We start from the raw sequence: 20,521 nt of genomic DNA, 5'->3' as shown, positions 1-20,521 counted from the left end.
AGATAATGAAAGAAGATTTAAGTTTATACAATCCGGAAGGTTCCGAATTAAGAAATCTGCAAATGAGAATGCTAGACATTCTTATTGTTGTAACAGATATTTGTGACAAACATAATCTCCCTTATTGGATTAGCGGAGGTACCTTATTAGGGGCAATACGGCATGGAGGATTTATTCCTTGGGATGACGATATAGATATAGAATTAATGCGCTCCGACTATAAAAAGTTGGCTAAAATATTACCAAAAGAGCTTCCGAGCAATCTTTATTTCCAGACACCGAAGGAGAATAGTTACCGTATGCTGTTTTCTAAAGTAAGAGACCGATACTCCATCATACATTCCGAGGAGGAAGATATGGCTACTTACAAAGAAAAAGGTGTATATATTGATATATTTATAGAAGAAAGAAGTTATAGGTGGATGAAAAACATAGTGGATTTCTTCTACGGAAGAGCATTCAGGCGTTTGAAACGAGGAAGGCCATTTCATTCCTTAAAATATTTGTATGAATATAGTACATCCCTACTCCTTTATCCGATAGGTATTTGTCTTATCTGGATAGCAAGAGGCATATGTGCTATTACAAAGCCAAACAATATTCTACATAGCTATGGAATAGGTAATTCGACCAACCACCATTCAAGCTATATGTTCCCTGTGAGTAAGGTATCTTTCGAAGGAAGAGAGTTCTCAGCACCCAAAAATCCTGACATCTATCTGACTAAGCAATATGGAGACTATATGTCAATACCACCTAAAGATAAACGTGCCACTCATTTTATGAATGTAGAGTACATCTAATCATAAGCTCATTTTCGATATTAATATCGATTCTGCATTCTTTGCCTTTTTCACAGAGAGTGTATCTTTCGCATCTATCCCGTATTTAGTCGGGGCTGGAATTATAAGTTTTGTGCCTATAGGAACGTTATTCGGATTTTTTATAACATCTTTATTTTCTTCATATATGTAAACCCAGAATGACTTATTCCCATAATACTTAAGGGAAATATTACGCAATGTATGCCCGCTTTCAATCCTTATTGTCGCCAACGGGGTATTGTTATTAGCACTGACATTCTTATCTGTATCTTCAGTCAGTACTCCGGTATTTACTATCGAGTCCTTTTTATTCACCTCAAGTACCAATGTGTCTGTAGATAACATTTCATCAACTTTCAGTGTAATATTTCCTTTCTTTTTAGTTTTTGGATCACCAGTTAGAAACATTGCTAATTCCTGAAAATAATATCCACCCACAGCAAATCCTCCTACAATAAGAAGTACAATAAAAGCTAAGGATATAAATCTTCTGCGCTTTGTTTTTCTCTTATGACTTTCGAATATTGATTCTATATCGTCTGTTGTAGCATCGGATATAAGATTATTATCTTCTTCGATATATTCTGTATCCGTTTTTTCATCTATAGACTCTTCTAGCTCTTCTATTTTTGATAGCGGTTCAGATAAAAGCTCTGATTCAAGCTCTGTCTTTACTTCAGGCTCTGCTGCTGAGTCTACAGAAACTATCGATTCTTCTTCAGGAATCTCTTCATCTAATTCTTCAGAGGGCAAAACCTCTTCAGAAGCACTCTCATCGATAATAGCTTCATTATCTTCGTCCATTTCCGTTAAAGTCTCACTTTCTATATTATCGAAAGATACACCTTCTTCTAATATAACACTCTCAAAATGTGCAAAAGGCTTATTGATTAACTCTTTCAAGGTTTTATCCGGAGTAAAACTTAATTTGTAATGAGCCGCTATCTCAATAGCCTCTCCTGTATTTACATCCACACTCTTTCGAGCATTTACCTTAACTAACTTAAAAACGCCGAAGTCTTTTATTTTTACTGATTCGTTATTTTCTATAGTTTCAGAAATAACAATAATCAATTCTCTTAAAAAAAACTCTGCATCCTTTTTAGTAATATCCTGTTTCTTTGCCAGAAAATCAATTAGATCCTGCAGATTAAGCCTTTCATTCATTTACATCCAGATTTTTAAGGTTATCTTTTATCGTTTGTCCCGGACGAAAAGCTAAAGTAATTTTAGGTGGGACCAAAAATCGTTGCTTAGAAACAGGGTTTACAGATATTCGCTCCCCCTTTTTCTTGGTTTCAAATAATCCGAATCCCTGAATATTGATGGAGTTACTCTCTTCCAGATTACTTTTGATTATAGAAACTGTCGTTTCTAGAACTTCTGATGTCTGGCGCTGAGTCCATCCTAATCTTTTGGCTAAAGTTGCTATTAATTCTTGATTAGTCATAGCATTGCATTTAGGTTATATTACTTCTCCGTACAAATCAAACGGCTGGGCACCTGATATTTTTACATTATAAAATTCCCCAATATTAAGTATTTTATTTTTCTTTATCAAGACTTCCGGATCAACTTCTGGTGAATCATGTTCTGTTCGCCCTATATAATAATCCAATTCCTCTCTGTCTACAATAACTTTCAGTGTCTTTCCTATTTTCTGTTCGTTTGTGTCTAAGGCTATCCGTTCTTGCAACGCCATTAAAACATCCATCCGTTCTTGCTTAACGGCATCAGATATTTCATCATTGTAATGAGCATATGCATATGTACCATCCTCATGCGAATATGGAAAGGCACCCATTCTCTCGAAACGTATATCTTTTACGAACTGTAACAGTTCTTCAAAATCTTTGTGCGTTTCACCCGGATGACCGACCATAAGTGTTGTACGCAAGTGTATGCCGGGAACCTCTTCCCTTATACGTTTCATAAGGTCGTACGTTTGTTGTTTTGTTATATTGCGCCGCATTTTTTTCAACATATTATCGCTAATATGTTGTAGTGCTATATCGAGATATTTACATACATTATCATTTTCACGCATTACCCTTAGCAGATCATAAGGGAAGTTTGCAGGATAAGCATAATGTAGTCGAATCCACTCTACACCTTCTATTCTAGCAATACGCTCTATCAATTCAGGTAGTTTTGCCTCTTTATATTTATCAAGTCCATAGTATGACAAATCCTGAGCAATAACCTGAAATTCTTTTACACCCGAAGCAACAAGATGTCTAACTTCCTGTTCTACTTCTTCTATAGGTCGCGATTGATGCTTCCCTGTCATAATAGGGATAGAACAATATGAGCATGCACGGTTACAACCTTCCGAGATTTTTAGATAAGCATAATGTGAAGGAGTAGTTATATTACGATCTAGAGCCAAATCTTGTTGATACGATTTGCCAAGATCGGAAATAAGAGCTTTCCACCCAAACTTACCATAAAAACTATCTACTTCCGGGATTTCGGCCTTCAGCTCTTCCATATATCTATCAGTAAGACAACCCATTACAAAAAGCTTATTTAGCTTTCTATCTTTTTTAGCCTCCGCAAATTCAAGAATCATATTGATCGACTCTTCTTTTGCATCACCTATAAAACCGCATGTATTGATGATTACAATCTCCCCTTCCGATTTTTCGGGGTCATGTTTTACTGTATAACCATTAGCTAAAAGCTGCTTCATTAACAACTCAGAATCTACCAAATTTTTGGAACACCCTAACGTAATGACATCTATTCTATTCTTTTTCATTCTTATTCTCCAAAAAGGCTATCTACAAATTCTTTACGTCTGAAGATTTGCAGATCATCGATTCCTTCTCCCAATCCAATATATTTCACAGGAATTTTAAATTGATCGGAAATACCAATTACGACTCCGCCTTTCGCTGTTCCATCCAGTTTAGTGATAGCCAATGCAGTAACATCTGTAGCTGCAGTAAATTGGGTGGCTTGCTCAAAGGCATTCTGCCCGGTTGATCCATCCAAAACCAGTACGACCTCATGAGGTGCTCCCGGAACTATTTTATCCATTACTTTCTTAATTTTAGAAAGCTCGTTCATCAAGCCGATCTTATTATGAAGACGGCCTGCTGTATCAATAATGACAACATCTGCATTATTCACTTTTGCAGAACTTAATGTATCGAAAGCGACCGAAGCCGGGTCTGAGCCCATAGCCTGCTTTACGACTGGTACACCTACGCGTTCTCCCCATATAACCAGTTGTTCAACGGCAGCAGCACGGAATGTATCAGCAGCACCTAAATAAACAGTCTTACCTGCCTTTTTAAACTGATTTGCCAATTTACCAATAGTTGTAGTCTTACCAACTCCATTAACTCCTACAACCATTATTACATAAGGTTTAGTTTCTTCTTTAACAGAGAAATCCTCAGCATCAACTGCATTATTTTCAGTTAACAAATCGGCAATTTCTTCACGCAGAATCTTTTTAAGTTCGTTTCCGTCTACATATTTGTCTCTAGCAGCACGCTTTTCGATACGCTCTATTATTTTCAAAGTCGTATCTACTCCGACGTCAGAACTAATAAGAACTTCTTCTAAATCATCAAGTACATCGTCATCAACTTTAGACTTTCCGGCGACAATACGCGATAATTTTGAAAACATTGACTCTTTAGTCTTTTCAAGACCTTTGTCCAGTGTTTCTTTTTTCTGTTTCGAGAAGAAATCAAATAATCCCATAATTTTATTCTTTCTGATTTTAAAGCAGAGAATACCTGCTTTTTGAGTTTTGTAAGGCAACCTATTTACCTTCTACAAAGCTACAAAATGGATAATAAAAAACCTCCCTACATGAGAATGAAGGAGGCGTTTTAAATATTTTTAACAAGATTATTTCGCGAAATAATCTTTTACTGATTCGTTCGGAACCATTTCTTCTTTAAATGTGTAAGCACCTGTTTTAGGAGACTTTACCATTTTGATTACTTTTGCATAGTTACGACCATCTTTTGCTGATGGGTCACGGTAACCTGCGACTGTTTTCTTTGCCATGGCTTATATCTTATTTTATTTCTTTGTGTACAGTTACTTTCTTCAATACTGGATTGTATTTCTTCAATTCCAATCTCTCAGTAGTGTTCTTTCTATTTTTTGTAGTAATATAACGAGATGTACCCGGCATACCACTGGCTTTGTGCTCTGTGCACTCCAAAATCACCTGGATTCTGTTTCCTTTTGCTTTCTTAGCCATTTTCTATTTCCTCCTAAATTATTAAGCGTTTAAAAAACCATCAGTGGCCGCTCTTTTGATGGCAGCATCCAATCCAATTTTATTGATTGTACGAAGCCCTGCTGCTGAAATATTTAGGCTAACCCAACAATCTTCTTCTACCCAGTAGAATTTCTTTCTAAAAAGATTGACATTAAATTTTCTCTTAGTTTTTCTGTTAGAGTGAGAAACATTATTGCCAACCATAGCTTTTTTTCCTGTAATTTGACAAATTTTGGACATCGCTATTTTGTTTTATATGTTTATTTTCTGTTATGTCTTATCCAAATCGGGATGCAAATTTAGTCATATTTTTCAAAACTACAAATATTTATATCGTTAAAGTTCCTCTTATCAAAGAAATTATTAGATCAAATGCTTTTTGTAATATATTTATATACAATTATATTGTAAATTTGCACTCAATATGAATACTAAACGAATACTTATAACCGGTGCCAGTGGTTTTATTGGAAGTTTCCTTGTAGAAAAAGCATTAAGCGAGGGATACGAGGTATGGGCAGGCATACGTAAAAGCAGCAATCGTGAATATTTAAAAGACGAGCGCATCCATTTTATAGATCTCAATTTCGACACGGTAGAAAAACTAACCGAACAACTGGTAAACTTCACAAACCAGTACGGCAAGCTTGACTACATTATTCATAATGCAGGAGTAACTAAATGTCTTAAAGCAGAAGACTTTGACAAGATAAATTTCCAGAATACAGCTAATTTGATTGATGCACTTAAGACAGCCCATGTTATTCCCGAAAAATTTATATTAATGAGCAGCCTTAGTGCTTTCGGAACAGGCGATGAAACAAATTACACCCCTATAAAATTGACCGACACTCCAAATCCTAACACCACATATGGAAAGAGCAAATTAAAAGCAGAAATATACTTACAATCTACGGCTAACTTCCCATATATTATTTTGCGTCCGACAGGAGTATATGGACCAAGAGAAAAAGATTATTTTTTAATGCTAAAAACTGTAAAATCGGGATTGGATGTAGGCGCAGGATTCAAACCGCAACACTTAACCTTCATTTATGTAAAAGATCTTGTAGACGCAGCTTTTCTCGGCCTGAAAAGCAAAATCACAAATGGAGCATACTTTGTTGCTGATGGAGATGTATACACAGATAAAGAATATACTCAACTTGTAAAAGAATCCATCAACAAAAAACGAGTAATCAGCCTAAAAGTACCATTATGGTTACTTCGAGTGATATCTAATATAGCTGAAGACATTTCTAAACTAACAAAAAAGCCGTCAACCCTAAACAGAGACAAATATAAGATAATGAAGCAGCGTAATTGGGAATGCGACATCACTCCGCTAATTAACGACTTGGGATTCTCTCCAAAATACAACCTACGGAAAGGACTTGAGGAGTCTATCATGTGGTATAAAGAGAACAACTGGTTATAAAAACATAAAAAGCAATCCCCACTTTACAAAATAGGCAAAAACGTGATTATCATAAGTAAAAGCCTCAATTCATTATTAAAAATGACTAATGAATTTCTTTTATCCGAAATATTTTTGCTATTTTTGTACTGCTTTAAGAAAAGAATGTTTTATAACATATAACCTATCTTTATACAACCAAACTTTTCTTAAAAATTTATAGTCGGATATACTCAATTTTATAACTATAAAAACAAAAACAAAATGATTAAAGTAGGTATTAACGGTTTTGGACGTATCGGTCGTCTAGTATTCCGTGCTGCACAAAAAAGAAATGACATTCAGATTGTAGGTATCAATGACCTTATCGACGTAGAATACATGGCTTATATGTTGCGTTACGACACAATGCACGGAAGATTCGACGGAACAGTTGAAATCAAAGATGGTAAATTGGTTGTAAACGGAAACGCTATCCGCGTAACTGCTGAAAAAAATCCTGCTGACTTGAAATGGAGCGATGTAGGTGCTGAATACGTTGTAGAATCTACTGGCCTTTTCCTTGAAAAAGCTAAAGCTCAAGGTCACATCGATGCAGGTGCTAAATATGTAGTTATGTCTGCTCCTTCAAAAGACGACACCCCTATGTTCGTTTGCGGAGTTAACACTGACAAATATGTAAAAGGTACTCAATTTGTATCTAATGCATCTTGTACTACTAACTGTCTTGCTCCTATCGCTAAAGTATTGAACGACAAATTTGGTATCGTAGAAGCTTTAATGACTACAGTTCACGCTACTACTGCTACTCAAAAAACAGTAGATGGACCTTCAGCTAAAGACTGGAGAGGTGGACGTGCTGCTGCCGGCAACATCATCCCTTCTTCTACAGGTGCTGCTAAAGCTGTAGGTAAAGTTATTCCTGAACTAAACGGAAAACTTACTGGTATGGCATTCCGTGTTCCAACATTGGACGTATCTGTAGTTGACTTGACTGCTCGTCTTGCTAAAGAAACTTCATACGCTGATATCTGTGCTGCTATGAAAGCTGCTTCTGAAGGCGAATTGAAAGGCGTACTAGGATACACAGACGAAGAAGTAGTTTCTTCTGATTTCTTAGGAGATGCTCGCACTTCAATCTTCGATGCTAAAGCTGGTATCCAACTAAGCCCAACTTTTGTAAAAGTTGTTAGCTGGTATGACAATGAGTGGGGATATTCTAACAAATGTCTTGATCTTATTGCTGCAATGGCTAAAGTTAACGGATAATTACATTTATCTAAATAAAAGAAAAGAGCTGCTCTGAAGCAGCTCTTTTCTTTTTACATCTTTAACACCAACACTCTACATCATCAAGAAAACACACTTCACTCCCCCACAGTATCATCTACTCCTAAGAACATTTATATCTCCACCTCTCTTATACTTTACCCCATCGGAACCCAGAGCTTCAATCACATAAAAATAAACCCCGGTATTTACATAATTACCTTTATATCTTCCATCCCACCCTTTAGCAGGATCAGTAAATTCAAACAACTTTTGTCCCCAACGATTAAAGATAGTACACTTGAATTTAACCAATGATCTATAAGCTACCCTGAATTCATCATTGCCACCCAAAGAATTACCAGGCGAGAAATAATTAGGCACATCAAGATCAGACTCTGTAATTTGAAACGAAAGAGTATCCGCAACTACACATTCGGAAGAGGAGTCTGCAACCTCAAACATTATAAGATAATGCCCAGCCTCCTCAAATGTATAATTTATATCTTTATCCGTATACCGAGCTATCGGATTAGCTAAGTCTTTTTTATTATAAATATACCATGTACGATAGTCGATTTCACCACTTCCTTCACCATAAAAATGAATTGCCGCAGGAGCAGAAAATCTCTTTTCTTCAATATCCTGAGTACTTACTAACTCATTAGGAGCATCTCGTCTATACAGCTCATATTCAATTTTCGCCTCAAGCTCACATTGAGCGACTAAATGAATACCTGAAATAATAAATATAAATAAGATAAGAAATCTTTTCATTATTCTAACATATTAGAAACAACAAACCCTCTATCTTTTAACGGATAGAGGGTCTACTTATTTTATAAAAGGAATTATCAATCCGTAGGCGATCAAGCATTTTGGATCGACAACACACCCATTTTCTTAAATATTCTTTCTATTTTACCCAATGCTATATCAACCTGCTCTTTCGTATGAGTGGCCATCAAAGAAAAACGGATCAACGTATCTGTTGGCGAAACAGCCGGAGAAACAACCGGATTTACAAAAACACCCTCTTCAAAAAGCATTTTAGTAATCAAGAACGTTTTCTCATTATCTCTAATAAATAAAGGTATAATAGGTGTTGCTGTATGACCTATTTCACACCCCATCTGGCGAAATCCATCCAATGCATAATGAGTAATATCCCACAGATGCTTAATCCTTTCCGGCTCAGACTTCAATATATCTAAGGCAGCACTAGCAGCAGCAGTAGCACCAGGCGTAGCACTAGCTGTAAAAATATACGTACGAGAATTATGACGAAGATAATCAAGAATAGTCTCATTCCCTGCAATAAAGCCTCCAATAGAAGCCAGGGACTTACTAAACGTCCCCATGATCAGCTCTACATCATCTGTCAAACCACATTGTTCAACCAAACCCCTACCACTGTAATTGGAACCTAACACACCTAAACTATGTGCCTCGTCCACCATCACACTGGCGTTATACTGTTTTGCCAATTTTACAATTTCAGGAAGCTTTGCTATATCACCTTCCATACTGAAAACACCATCAACTGCAATAAGTTTTACCTTATCCGGTTCACATCTTTGAAGTTGCTTCTCCAAAGAATCCATATCATTATGGCGAAATTTCAATTTGGTTGAATAAGAGATCCTTAACCCTTCAATAATCGAAGCATGATCCAATTCATCCCAAATAATATAATCTTCACGTCCAGTAACACACGATAACACACCCTCATTTACCCCAAAACCTGTGGAATAAACAATAGCATCCTCTTTTCCAACAAATGCGGCAAGCTTCTTCTCCAGTTCCACATGAATATCAAGTGTTCCATTCAAAAAACGAGAACCAGCCATACCTGTTCCATACTTTTTTGTCGCTTCAATAGAGGCTTCTTTTACTTTTGGGTGATTAGTTAAACCCAGATAGGCATTAGATCCAAACATTAAGACTCTCTTACCATTTATTACGACCTCTGTATCCTGATCGCTCTGAATCTCTCTAAAATAAGGGTAAATACCTGCAGCGCGTGTATTCCGAGCGGCATCGTACCGATATAACTTATCAGTTAATAAACTCATATTCAATTTACAACAAATGTAGATTATTATACCTGTATTCTTAAAAGCATTTCTATTTTTATCGAATACAGGCTGCAAAAATAGCTAAAAAAAATAAGAATGCCCCCCTTTTAGCATAAATATTTAAAAAAAGGATATTTTAAGTCAATCTTCTTCCTCATCTGTCTACAATATACTGCTTTTTTCTTAAATTTGCAATTTAGTGGCTAATCGTCTATTGTCATACAAATACAACATTTAAATCGACTTTGAAAACAGCCACAAAAACCCACATGGTAAAAAAGAAGAAAAACAAACATAATTTTTGGAAGCGACTACATTTTAAGTACAGGCTTTCTATAATGAATGAGAATACACTTGAAGAGATATGGAAGATTAAAGCCTCCATATTCTCAGGTGCAGTCTTACTTCTCATATTCGCATTCTTTCTCATATCCATTACATCTGCGATAATTATCGCTACTCCCATACGATATTATCTTCCAGGATATCTAGATGCCGAGGTACGTGAAAAAGCCCTTCGTTCTGCAATAAAAACAGATTCTCTAGAACAACAACTCAAATATCAGGAAGCATACATAAATAATTTACGGGATATCTTTAAAGGCACACGACAAATTGATTCCGTCAAAACAATTGATACAATATCTGTATCAGAAAACGATCCTTTGCTTAAAAAGACAGATAGAGAAAAGGCTTATACTAAACGATTTGAAGAAGAAGAAAAATATAATTTATCGGTTCTCTCCCCTACGACAACAACTCCTATGGAAAGTGTCATATTCTTCAAACCTGCTGTTGGTACAATCATCAGCAAATTTGATCCGAAAAAAAATCATTTTGGTATAACAATAAAAACCAGTGCTAAGACAACAATCTCTGCAACATTGGAAGGAATTGTTATTTATGCAGGCCTTGATATAAAAGCAGGCTATACAATTCAAATTCAACATAAAAATGGATTTATTTCAATATACAAAAACAACTCTTTACTTCTTAAAAAATTAGGAGAAAAAGTACGTACAGGTGAAGCCATTGCCATAATCGAAAATACAAAGGAGGAAGTTGCGGCATCTTCTCTAGAATTTGAACTTTGGTATAAAGGCAGTGCTGTAAATCCAGAGAATTATATATCTTTTTAAAAGGTACTGATTTAAATAATATGAAACGAAACATCGCTATATTAGGTTCAACTGGCTCTATTGGGACACAAGCTTTAGATGTGATTAGGGAGCATCCCGATCAATTTGAGGTATATGCCCTTACAGCCAATGAAAATATAGATCTACTGATAAAGCAAGCCCGTGAATTTTTACCGGAAGCTGTTGTAATTGCAAACGAAAATAAATACAGTCAACTCAAGGATGCATTACAGGATTTACCCATAAAAGTATGGGCCGGAAGTGAATCTATAGCTCAGATAGTACAAAGTGAACCTATCAACATAGTACTTACAGCTATGGTTGGCTATTCGGGTCTAAAACCAACTATCAATGCTATAAAAGCTAAGAAAGCAATTGCGTTAGCCAACAAAGAAACACTGGTTGTTGCCGGAGAATTGATTACTGGACTAGCGTTAGAAAATAAAGTTCCGATATTACCTGTAGATTCGGAACATTCTGCTATTTTTCAATGCTTGAATGGAGAACGCTCTCCTATTGAAAAAATTTTTCTTACGGCATCTGGTGGTCCTTTCAGGAGACACACGAGAGAACAGCTGGAAAAAGTAACTAAAATTGAAGCATTAAAGCATCCAAATTGGGATATGGGGGCAAAAGTAACCATAGACTCAGCATCTTTAATGAATAAAGGTTTGGAGATGATAGAAGCCAAATGGCTATTTGATGTTACACCAGATCAGATAGAGGTTGTAGTGCATCCGCAATCTATAATCCATTCAATGGTTCAGTTTGAAGATTCATCTATTATAGCCCAACTCGGATTGCCAGATATGCATCTGCCGATACAGTATGCTTTAGCTTACCCAAATAGATTAAAATCAAATTTTAAGCGTCTCGACTTCTTCGAACTTCAAACTATGACATTCGAAAAACCAGATATGGAACGCTTCCGAAATTTAACTTTTGCGTTTGAAGCAGCGCGAAAGAAAGGCAACATGGCTTGTATAATGAATGCAGCAAATGAAATCGCTGTTGATGCATTCCTGAAAGATAGAATAGGCTTTCTCCAAATGAGCGATGTAATAGAAAAAACAATGCACAAAACCAGCTTTATTACGGCTCCATCCTATGAAGACTACGTAGGCACAGATATGGAAGCCAGACATATAGCGCAAGAATTCATCAAATAACTCTTTAATTTTTTTAATGGAAACAATATTAATAAAAGCGCTACAGTTAATACTAAGTTTATCAATACTGGTTATTATTCACGAATTCGGGCATTTCTTATTTGCTCGTCTTTTCAAAATAAAAGTTGAAAAATTCTACCTATTCTTCAATCCATGGTTTTCTCTATTTAAGTTTAAACCTAAAAATAGTGACACGGAATATGGTATAGGTTGGTTGCCTTTAGGCGGATATGTGAAGATTGCCGGGATGATAGACGAATCAATGGATAAGGAACAGATGGCTTTACCTCCACAACCTTGGGAATTCCGCTCCAAACCAGCTTGGCAACGCCTACTAGTTATGGTAGGAGGAGTCTTATTCAATTTTATTCTGGCAATGATTATTTTTGCAATGATGCTTTTTGCGTGGGGTGATACATATCTTCCGCTAAAGAATGTAAAAGATGGTATGACATTCTCCGAAACGGTGAAAAGAAATGGAGGATTTCAGGATAAAGATATCTTAATCAGTGCCGACGGCGAAGAGCTTGTACAAGGACGCGGCATACTTGATATGAATACTTTTATGCATTTTATAGATGCAAAAACAGTGCTGATAGAACGCAATGGCAAACAAATGGAGTTAACCCTACCTGCGAATTTTGCAGATAGTGTGATTGCATCTAAGCAAGTTGCATATAACTATTGGGTATCACCTGTTATCGACAGTGTTGGTAAAAACTGTGAAGCGGAACGGATTGGGTTGATGAAAGGCGATAGCATTGCTGCATTAGATTCGGTACCCGTTACTTCTTTTTACAACATACAGAAAACAGTATCCCGATTAAGTGAAAATCTGAAGGATAATGAAAAACGCAGCCTCGCAATAACCTTATATCGTAATGGTGAACCATTGACTGTAACTGCGGCAATCGACACCTCTGGAGTCATAGGTATTAGCCCAGCAACCAAAATGGCAGATATTTTCTCAAAAGGAAATATGCGAACTGATACATATGGATTCATCGAGTCGTTTCCCGCTGGTATAAAGAATGGTATTGCCACACTAAAAGGATATGTTGCTCAAATTCGTTTCGTTTTCACAAAAGAAGGTGTGAAAAATCTTAGCGGATTTGCCGGAATTGGGAATATGTTTCCGGCTCAATGGAACTGGCATACATTTTGGTCGATGACAGCATTCTTATCAATAGTGCTCGCATTTATGAATATATTGCCTATCCCTGCTTTAGATGGAGGACATATAATGTTTCTTCTATATGAAGTAATAACAAAACGGCAACCAAATGAGAAATTTATGGAATATGCCCAAATGGGAGGGATGATATTCTTGCTGCTTTTGCTATTAGTAGCTAATGGTAATGATATAATCAGAATATTTTTTAATTAGAATATGACAGTAACTGAATTAATAAATAAAAGTAATAAAACTGCTTTTTCTTTCGAGATACTACCTCCTTTAAAAGGGAATAATATCGAAAAAGTATATAATATTATAGACAAACTTATAGAGTTTGATCCGCAATATATTAATATAACAACTCACCATAGCGAGTATCTGGATCAGCCAATGCCTGATGGATCGACCCAAAGAGTGAATATACGTAAGCGTCCGGGGTCAGTAGCTATTGCCGCTTCTATTCAGCATAAATATAATGTGACCGCTATTCCGCACATGATATGCAAAGGTTTTTCGAAAGAAGAGACTGAATATGCAATGATCGATTTAAATTTTCTGCATGTCCATAACCTACTATTGCTTCAGGGTGATGGTAAACGCCTTGCACCAGAACAAATCTATCCCAACAGGAATGAATATGCGACAGACTTACAATTGCAGGTTAATGACTTCAATGAAGGAATTGCGATGGATGGAACAAGGTTTGAAAAGAATGCAACCCCGTTTTCTTATGGTATGGCTTGTTATCCTGAAATACATGAAGATGCTCTCAGCTTAGAATCTGATATCTTCTATATGAAGAAAAAGGAAGAAAATGGAGCTGAATATTTTGTCACTCAAATGTTCTTCGACAACGAAAAGTATTTTTCCTTTGTAGAAAGATGTCGTAAAGAAGGAATTACCAAACCTATTATACCAGGAGTAAAACCAATCGTATTAATGAGTCAACTGGAAGTGCTGCCGAGAATATTCCGTTCAAGTATTCCCGAAGAGTTAGCCATTGAACTTCGTAAATGTAAAACAGACGATGAAGCTAAAGAAGTTGGTGTGGAATGGGGTATTAAGCAAAGTAAAGAACTTATAGCTCATGGTGTACCAAGCTTACATTTTTATTCACTAATGGCAACAGAAAGTGTTAGAAGAATAGCAAAAGAAATATATTAACGTTCTAATTAAGATCAAAATTGTTTTTTAAAGATATTATAGGCCAAAGAGAAATAAAAGAGCGGCTAGTTAGTTCAATCAAAAAAGGGATTATCCCTCATGCCCAACTTTTTTGTGGACCCGAAGGAATTGGAAAATTCCCTTTGGCACTTGCCTATGCACAATATCTTAATTGCGAGAATCCTTCAGAAACAGATTCATGCGGAAAATGTCCGTCTTGTGTAAAATATAATCATCTAGCCCATCCTGATCTTCATTTTGTTTTTCCTATAATAAAAAAAGCAGCAAAGAAGAAAGAAGTTTGTGATGATTATATCTCTGAATGGCGTGAGTTTGTAATGCAGAATAATTACTTTAACCTAAGTCAATGGCTTGATCATATTGATGCTGAAAACTCTCAAGGGTTAATTTACGCAAAAGAAAGTGAGGAAATAATCCGAAAACTCAGCCTAAGGATATACGAGGCTAAGTATAAAATAATGGTTATCTGGCTTCCCGAAAAGATGCATGAATCTTGTTCAAACAAGCTTCTAAAAATAATTGAGGAACCAACTGACAATACAATATTCCTATTGGTCTCGGATACTCCGGACAATATTATAACAACCATACAATCGAGATGTCAGCGGATCAATATACATGGTGTAGAAGAAAAGGATATCGCCATGGCTTTAGAATCGACTTACAATATCACACAGGAAGATGCTGTAAGTGTAGCACATCTCTCGAATGGTAATTATCTGAAGGCTATCGAAACAATCAGCCTGAACGAAGAACATAAGTTCTTCTTCAATCTTTTTGTTCAAATGATGCGTGCCTCATATGCCCGAAATATAAAAGAGATAAAGGCTATCGGAAATGAAATAGCTGGGGTGGGGCGCGAAAACCAAAAGGCATTCTTGATATATAGCCAACGTATGATTCGGGAATATTTTATAAGCAATATGAGCCAACCCGAAATGATATATTTAGCTCAAGATGAAGCTAACTTTGGAACCCGGTTTGCTCCGTTTATCAACGAACGAAATATCATCGGTTTTATGGATGAATTAGCATTGGCAGAACGCCATATTGAACAGAATGTAAATGCAAAGATGGTATTTTTCGATCTTTGCCTTAAAATAACAATGCTTATCAAGCAATAGAATTAAGATTAGACTCTATAGATTGTAAACATGAGAATGTTTGCGAACAATAATATAAACCCACAAAGCCGAGAAAAGGGGCTTTGTTTTTAACTAATTAATAATAATATAGAATGGAAAATCAAAATACATTTATCCCGCAAGATTGCCAAGGCACTTGTAAAACACCCGTGGGATGCACCTGTTACAAAGCCAATACAAAAGCTTTAGACATAATGGAAAACAGCAAAACCTCCACTAAGACCTGTGGTTGTGGTTCCAGTGGAGGCTGTAGTTCCGGAGGAAGCTGTTCATGCAAATCAGGCGGATCATGTTCGTGTAAATCGGGAGGCGGCTGCTCTAAAAAGGGCGGTTCATGCTGCTCTGGCACGAATAAACTTGAAGTATACAATTGGCTGCAAGATATCCCGGAAGTGATGGGTGAATCGCAAATGGTAGAAGTACAGTTCAAGAACACACGCAAAGGCTACTATCTTAACAGCAATAATATTGAAATATACAAAGGCGATATTGTTGCCGTAGAAGCTACACCAGGACACGACATAGGAGAAGTTACCCTGACAGGTAAACTGGTACAATTGCAAATGTTGAAGAACAATTACCGTGGAGAAACAAAACGTATTTACCGTGTTGCTAAGCCAAATGATATTGAAAAATGGAATGAGTCCAGAGCTAAAGAACATAAGACAATGTTGCGTGCCAGAGAAATAGCAGAGGAACTTAAGCTGGCAATGAAAATAAGTGACGTCGAGTTTCAAGGCGATGGTAACAAAGCTATTTTTTACTATATAGCGGACGAACGTGTAGATTTTCGTCAATTAATTAAAGTATATGCATCCGAGTTTCGTGTAAAAATAGAGATGAAACAGATCGGAGCCCGTCAGGAAGCCGGACGTGTAGGAGGAATCGGACCTTGTGGCCGAGAGCTATGCTGCTCGAGCTCAATGTCTAATTTTATATCTGTATCTACTTCCGCCGCACGCCTGCAGGATATACCTTTAAATCCGCAAAAACTAGCCGGACAATGTGGTAAACTAAAGTGTTGCCTAAACTTTGAAGTAGACACATATGTAGAAGCACAACGGAAGTTACCATCACGTGAAGCTATTCTTGAAACGAAGGATGCGTCTTATTTCCACTTTAAGACAGATATCCTCTCCGGAGCAATGACTTATTCTACTGATAAACATTTTGCTGCAAATTTGGTTACCCTTTCTAAAGATAGAGTTTTCGAAGTAATAAGAATGAATAAGCGAGGTGATAAGCCTACTCATCTCGTAAATGAGGAACAAGAACAGAATGAAAAGCCGGTATCTCATGACATTCTTCAAGAAAACATTAATCGCTTCGACAATAGTGGCAATAACAGTCGAAATAACAAAAAGAAGAAGTTTCAAAAAAACAAACATGAAAGTAGTTCTCAGAACGGAAATAAACAGCAAGGAGGGAACCAAAAAAATGATAATGGCAAACAACTTAATGTTGGCAACAAACAACTAAATATCAGGCAAAACGAGAATAAATCTGAGAATAACCAACAAGGGCAGAATCAGACTCAAAATAAGCCTCAAAATAAAAATAATAACTATAAAAATAATAGAAACAATAGAAACAGACAAAATAACAAAGATGGAAAGCCTGATCAGAGGAAGCCTGAAGCTTAATATTCTAATTATTATATCCGTTATTCTGGCTGTAATAAATGTCTCTTGTAATAATAAAGAGATATATTATCATTTCCACGAATTAAAGGATGCTGAATGGGCACAAAACGACACCCTTCAGTTTGATATAGACTCAACTTCCTTTGGATTAAATAAGCCTTATAGTTTAACTATAGAGCTATCTAATAATACAAGTTACCCATATCAAAACATCTGGTTCTTCATTCAGGAAAATATAGAGCATGACTCTATTTTTTTGAATAAAGAAAAAGAATTTCTGTTAGCCGACGAATTTGGGAAGTGGCAAGGTTCAGGATTTGGCTCTCTTTACCAAACATCACTTGAATTAAATAAAATAATATTCAAAGAAAAGCGAAATTATCAGATTAAGTTAGTGCATGGAATGAGAGATCAAAAATTAAAAGGGATAGAAAAAGTGGGAATAAGAATTTCTGCTATAGAATAAAAGAAACCTAAATACAAAAAGGGGTATCATTTTATGATACCCCTTTTTGTATTTAATATATTAAATATTATTTCAATAATTCATTTAGCTTAGCTACAGCCTGATCTGCACTTAAACCTCGTGCCATGATTTTTCCATCTTTATCAAGCAACACCAAATGAGGTATAGAATTTATACCATAAGCGGCAGCCAATTCACTATCCCAAAATTTCAAATCGGAAATTTGTGGCCATGTAATGCCTAAATTCTTAATTCCTTTTACCCAATCTTCATTATTCTTATCTAATGATATACCAACAATTTCGAAGCCTTTTCCTTTATTTAGCTTATATGCTTCAACTAACTTAGGCATCTCGGCTCTACATGGAGGACACCATGAAGCCCAAAAGTCAACCAAGACGTAGTTCCCTTTTCCAGCATAATCAGCTAAAGAGGCATCAGCACCTTCCGGTGTTTTTCCTTTCAGATCCGTAAATACTTTTCCCTCTGAAGTTGCATCTAACGCTTGAATACGTGCTTCAACCTTTTTCATTCTTTCATTAGTCTTGTATTCAGGTTTTATTAATGCAGAAATTTCTTTCATCTGGTCAAGAGAAAACATATATGATCTTGATGAAAAAAAGTAAGCTCCTAACTGATTCTGCGCATTTGCCTTTACAAAATCAAAATTAGCCGCTGCCTTTTGAGCATCTTTCTCTTCAAATTGTTTTTCTAATTCAGCTCTCAAGGTCTTAGTTGTATCTTCTTGTGCTTTCTTATACAAGGCTTTCATTTCACTATCAATAGCTCCAAGCTTATCATTAAACGCTTGGTAACTATCATTTGATGCAGTACCTTTTACAGTAGAAATACTATCCATAGATACTTCTATTTGTCCAGGTTCCACAACTAATAAGACTGGTCTTTTTACCTTATCTGTTGGTTCAGCCAGTTCAATAAAGTGTATTATAGAGCCACCTTTTGCCAAGCCTTTAAATTCAAAACTACCATTAGTAACGGTAACTGTATCTATAGCTATAAGATCCTTCCAATTTTCACCAAGAACTTTCAGGTATACCTGTTTGCCATCATATTCTGTATTAGGCAGCGTTCCTTTAATAGTAAATGCTTCTTTTTCGACACAGGATGTAACCAACATCGCCACGACCGAAAGAAATAATATTATTTTTTTCATTTATTATAAGTATAAGATGATTAATATATGATTAGTTCGTTTCTACTCCTAACTTATAGAACAAGAAAATGAGCTATATTGTTTGAAGGAAAGATTAATTCAAGACTTCAGCTATTTTAGCCTCAAGTTCTTTCCCTCTCAAATCCTTAGCAAGGATAACTCCATTTGCATCTAATAATATAGTATGAGGAATCGTATTTACGCCATAAAGCTCTGAAGCCGATTTAGTATCATCTCCTAATTGTATCCAACTCATGTTGTGTATTTTAACAGCATTTGTCCATGCTTGTTTATCGTCATCTACGGATACACCCACAATTTCGAGTCCTTTTGCTTTATAAGCGGCATATGTTTTTACCAAATTCGGCATTTCCTGAATACATGGGCCACACCATGATGCCCAAAAATCAATAAGTACACATTTGCTTTTCCCTACATGCTCTGATAGAGAAACTGATTTTCCAGTCATATCTATCAGCTGAACATCGGCAAACGGTTGACCAACTTCCGGCACTATCCTATTTAACTCCTTACTTAAAGCTTTTATTTCTGCTGTATTAAGAAAAGTGCTATCTGCCAAAGGCAATAATTCTTTTAATTGCTCCATTGTCATAGAAGATGCTGCTGAATAAAACAAAAACTCACCTGCCTTATTTGACATATTTGCCTTCGTAAAATCAAATACAGCTTTTTGCATATTTGTTTGCAAAGTTTGCATTCTCTCATTCGCATTTGGTACACCATCAATTCCACCAGCATCATTTACTTCCTGATATAAAGCTGCTAGATCATTCATTAAAGATTGCACTTTATTAAATTCCTCATTTATGGGTGTTCCTGATGTATTTACAGCATTCTTACTCAAAGATATTTTTATTTTACCTGGCTCTAAAATCAATGTTCCTACTGGTGAATCAGGCGCAGGAGTTTCCAATCTTCCAACAGATATGAATCCCATCGTAGGTTTTGCTTCTGCAACTCCTTTAAAGGTAAATTTACTATCTTTCACTACAGCTGAATCTATCAGTGTAGAAGACTCTGCCTGCATACTATCTATTTTTTGCAAATATACAGTCTTTCCCTCAAAAGTATCTTCTGCAAAACTACCTTCAATTGTATAAGCTTGTTTATCCTGACATGAAGTAACTATCACTGTCAGAATCATTAAAAATAATGTGATTTTTTTCATTAAAAGAGAAGTATTATTTATTTATGATATATATCTTTGATGCAAAGATAAGTAAATACTTCGTACAGAGAGCCAATTAGTACCAATTCTTTAAAATGCGACCTCAAGCACGAAACTCAAACTCATCAATAAAAACTCATATAGTATTCATAAATATAATATTTTTATTATACATACTAGTCTCTAAAATTATGACGTGGCGAAGATGAATAATAATTAGCTCGATAAATTTGTTGCATTAAATATACTTTATTCTTAGATCAAGAAACAATAATACCCTTTTTATTGTTTGTATTTTAATTGGTGAATAAATGTTATATAAAGTCAACAATAAAAGCTTAAAAAATATTATATTATCCTGATGAGAATAACTATTTGCGTGTTATTTGTATACATA

Annotated in this window: 21 protein-coding genes; 10 read left to right on the top strand and 11 right to left on the bottom strand. The window is 35.8% G+C overall.

Features of this window, described 5'->3' with window-relative positions; translation table 11 throughout:
- Window positions 1-5 precede the first annotated feature (5 nt).
- Complete coding sequence (locus JGH11_RS05995; protein WP_201110664.1) at window positions 6-803, top strand: phosphorylcholine transferase LicD; 798 nt, start codon at window positions 6-8, stop codon at window positions 801-803.
- On the opposite strand, the gene JGH11_RS05990 is transcribed toward JGH11_RS05995, so the two are convergent.
- The 7 genes from JGH11_RS05990 to rpmB form a co-directional block, all read right to left on the bottom strand.
- Complete coding sequence (locus tag JGH11_RS05990; RefSeq protein WP_201110663.1) at window positions 804-1,991, bottom strand: HU family DNA-binding protein; 1,188 nt, start codon at window positions 1,989-1,991, stop codon at window positions 804-806. It lies immediately after the preceding gene.
- Window positions 1,984-2,274: an HU family DNA-binding protein gene (locus JGH11_RS05985; protein WP_201110662.1), complete on the bottom strand. Its 291-nt coding sequence runs from the start codon at window positions 2,272-2,274 to the stop codon at window positions 1,984-1,986. Before JGH11_RS05985 ends, JGH11_RS05990 begins: the two co-directional genes overlap by 8 nt.
- A gap of 15 nt (window positions 2,275-2,289) precedes the next feature.
- Window positions 2,290-3,585 carry a 30S ribosomal protein S12 methylthiotransferase RimO gene (rimO, locus tag JGH11_RS05980; protein WP_201110661.1) on the bottom strand — a complete coding sequence of 432 codons (1,296 nt, stop codon included), beginning with the start codon at window positions 3,583-3,585 and terminating at the stop codon, window positions 2,290-2,292.
- Between the two features lie 2 nt (window positions 3,586-3,587).
- A complete protein-coding gene (ftsY, locus tag JGH11_RS05975) occupies window positions 3,588-4,541 on the bottom strand; it encodes a signal recognition particle-docking protein FtsY (RefSeq protein ID WP_201110660.1) in 954 nt (317 codons plus the stop codon).
- A 150-nt stretch (window positions 4,542-4,691) separates the two neighbouring features.
- Window positions 4,692-4,853: a DUF4295 domain-containing protein gene (locus tag JGH11_RS05970; protein WP_006801312.1), complete on the bottom strand. Its 162-nt coding sequence runs from the start codon at window positions 4,851-4,853 to the stop codon at window positions 4,692-4,694.
- 10 nt (window positions 4,854-4,863) lie between these two features.
- Window positions 4,864-5,052 (bottom strand): 50S ribosomal protein L33, encoded by a 189-nt coding sequence (rpmG, locus tag JGH11_RS05965; protein ID WP_006842174.1) that lies wholly within the window; start codon window positions 5,050-5,052, stop codon window positions 4,864-4,866.
- Between the two features lie 21 nt (window positions 5,053-5,073).
- Window positions 5,074-5,313, bottom strand: a complete 240-nt coding sequence (gene rpmB, locus JGH11_RS05960; protein WP_201110659.1) for a 50S ribosomal protein L28 — start codon at window positions 5,311-5,313, stop codon at window positions 5,074-5,076.
- A gap of 184 nt (window positions 5,314-5,497) precedes the next feature.
- Between rpmB and JGH11_RS05955 the strand changes: the two genes are divergently transcribed.
- A complete protein-coding gene (locus JGH11_RS05955) occupies window positions 5,498-6,511 on the top strand; it encodes an NAD(P)-dependent oxidoreductase (RefSeq protein WP_201110658.1) in 1,014 nt (337 codons plus the stop codon).
- Window positions 6,512-6,754: 243 nt separating this feature from the next.
- Complete coding sequence (gene gap / locus JGH11_RS05950) at window positions 6,755-7,759, top strand: type I glyceraldehyde-3-phosphate dehydrogenase (RefSeq protein ID WP_201110657.1); 1,005 nt, start codon at window positions 6,755-6,757, stop codon at window positions 7,757-7,759.
- Between the two features lie 114 nt (window positions 7,760-7,873).
- Here the strand turns inward: gap and JGH11_RS05945 are convergent, their stop codons facing one another.
- Window positions 7,874-8,536, bottom strand: a complete 663-nt coding sequence (locus JGH11_RS05945) for a gliding motility-associated C-terminal domain-containing protein (RefSeq protein ID WP_201110656.1) — start codon at window positions 8,534-8,536, stop codon at window positions 7,874-7,876.
- A gap of 92 nt (window positions 8,537-8,628) precedes the next feature.
- On the bottom strand, window positions 8,629-9,834 hold the full coding sequence (locus JGH11_RS05940; RefSeq protein WP_201110655.1) for a pyridoxal phosphate-dependent aminotransferase family protein: 1,206 nt from the start codon (window positions 9,832-9,834) through the stop codon (window positions 8,629-8,631).
- A gap of 341 nt (window positions 9,835-10,175) precedes the next feature.
- Here JGH11_RS05940 and JGH11_RS05935 point away from each other — a divergent pair, with 341 nt between their 5' ends.
- From JGH11_RS05935 to JGH11_RS05905, 7 genes are all read left to right on the top strand, one after another.
- The gene (locus JGH11_RS05935) at window positions 10,176-10,976 is read left to right on the top strand and encodes a murein hydrolase activator EnvC (protein WP_236263884.1); all 801 of its coding nucleotides are present in this window, start codon (window positions 10,176-10,178) and stop codon (window positions 10,974-10,976) included.
- Between the two features lie 20 nt (window positions 10,977-10,996).
- Window positions 10,997-12,145: a 1-deoxy-D-xylulose-5-phosphate reductoisomerase gene (locus tag JGH11_RS05930; RefSeq protein WP_201110653.1), complete on the top strand. Its 1,149-nt coding sequence runs from the start codon at window positions 10,997-10,999 to the stop codon at window positions 12,143-12,145.
- A gap of 16 nt (window positions 12,146-12,161) precedes the next feature.
- Complete coding sequence (gene rseP / locus JGH11_RS05925) at window positions 12,162-13,532, top strand: RIP metalloprotease RseP (RefSeq protein ID WP_201110652.1); 1,371 nt, start codon at window positions 12,162-12,164, stop codon at window positions 13,530-13,532.
- 3 nt (window positions 13,533-13,535) lie between these two features.
- Complete coding sequence (locus JGH11_RS05920; protein ID WP_201110651.1) at window positions 13,536-14,486, top strand: methylenetetrahydrofolate reductase; 951 nt, start codon at window positions 13,536-13,538, stop codon at window positions 14,484-14,486.
- 20 nt (window positions 14,487-14,506) lie between these two features.
- A complete protein-coding gene (locus tag JGH11_RS05915; RefSeq protein ID WP_201110650.1) occupies window positions 14,507-15,631 on the top strand; it encodes a DNA polymerase III subunit in 1,125 nt (374 codons plus the stop codon).
- A gap of 113 nt (window positions 15,632-15,744) precedes the next feature.
- Complete coding sequence (locus JGH11_RS05910; protein ID WP_236263883.1) at window positions 15,745-17,295, top strand: regulatory iron-sulfur-containing complex subunit RicT; 1,551 nt, start codon at window positions 15,745-15,747, stop codon at window positions 17,293-17,295.
- The gene (locus JGH11_RS05905) at window positions 17,261-17,761 is read left to right on the top strand and encodes a gliding motility lipoprotein GldH (protein ID WP_201110649.1); all 501 of its coding nucleotides are present in this window, start codon (window positions 17,261-17,263) and stop codon (window positions 17,759-17,761) included. The genes JGH11_RS05910 and JGH11_RS05905 overlap by 35 nt, the downstream gene beginning before the upstream one ends.
- Window positions 17,762-17,828: 67 nt before the next feature.
- Here JGH11_RS05905 and JGH11_RS05900 read toward each other — a convergent pair whose 3' ends face one another.
- On the bottom strand, window positions 17,829-18,935 hold the full coding sequence (locus JGH11_RS05900) for a TlpA disulfide reductase family protein (protein ID WP_201110648.1): 1,107 nt from the start codon (window positions 18,933-18,935) through the stop codon (window positions 17,829-17,831).
- 94 nt (window positions 18,936-19,029) lie between these two features.
- Window positions 19,030-20,124: a TlpA disulfide reductase family protein gene (locus tag JGH11_RS05895; protein WP_201110647.1), complete on the bottom strand. Its 1,095-nt coding sequence runs from the start codon at window positions 20,122-20,124 to the stop codon at window positions 19,030-19,032.
- Window positions 20,125-20,521 lie beyond the last annotated feature (397 nt).

Origin of the sequence: Dysgonomonas sp. Marseille-P4677 (genome assembly GCF_016652235.1) — a bacterium.
Classification (GTDB): domain Bacteria; phylum Bacteroidota; class Bacteroidia; order Bacteroidales; family Dysgonomonadaceae; genus Dysgonomonas.
This window is presented reverse-complemented; position numbering and strand designations above follow the sequence as displayed.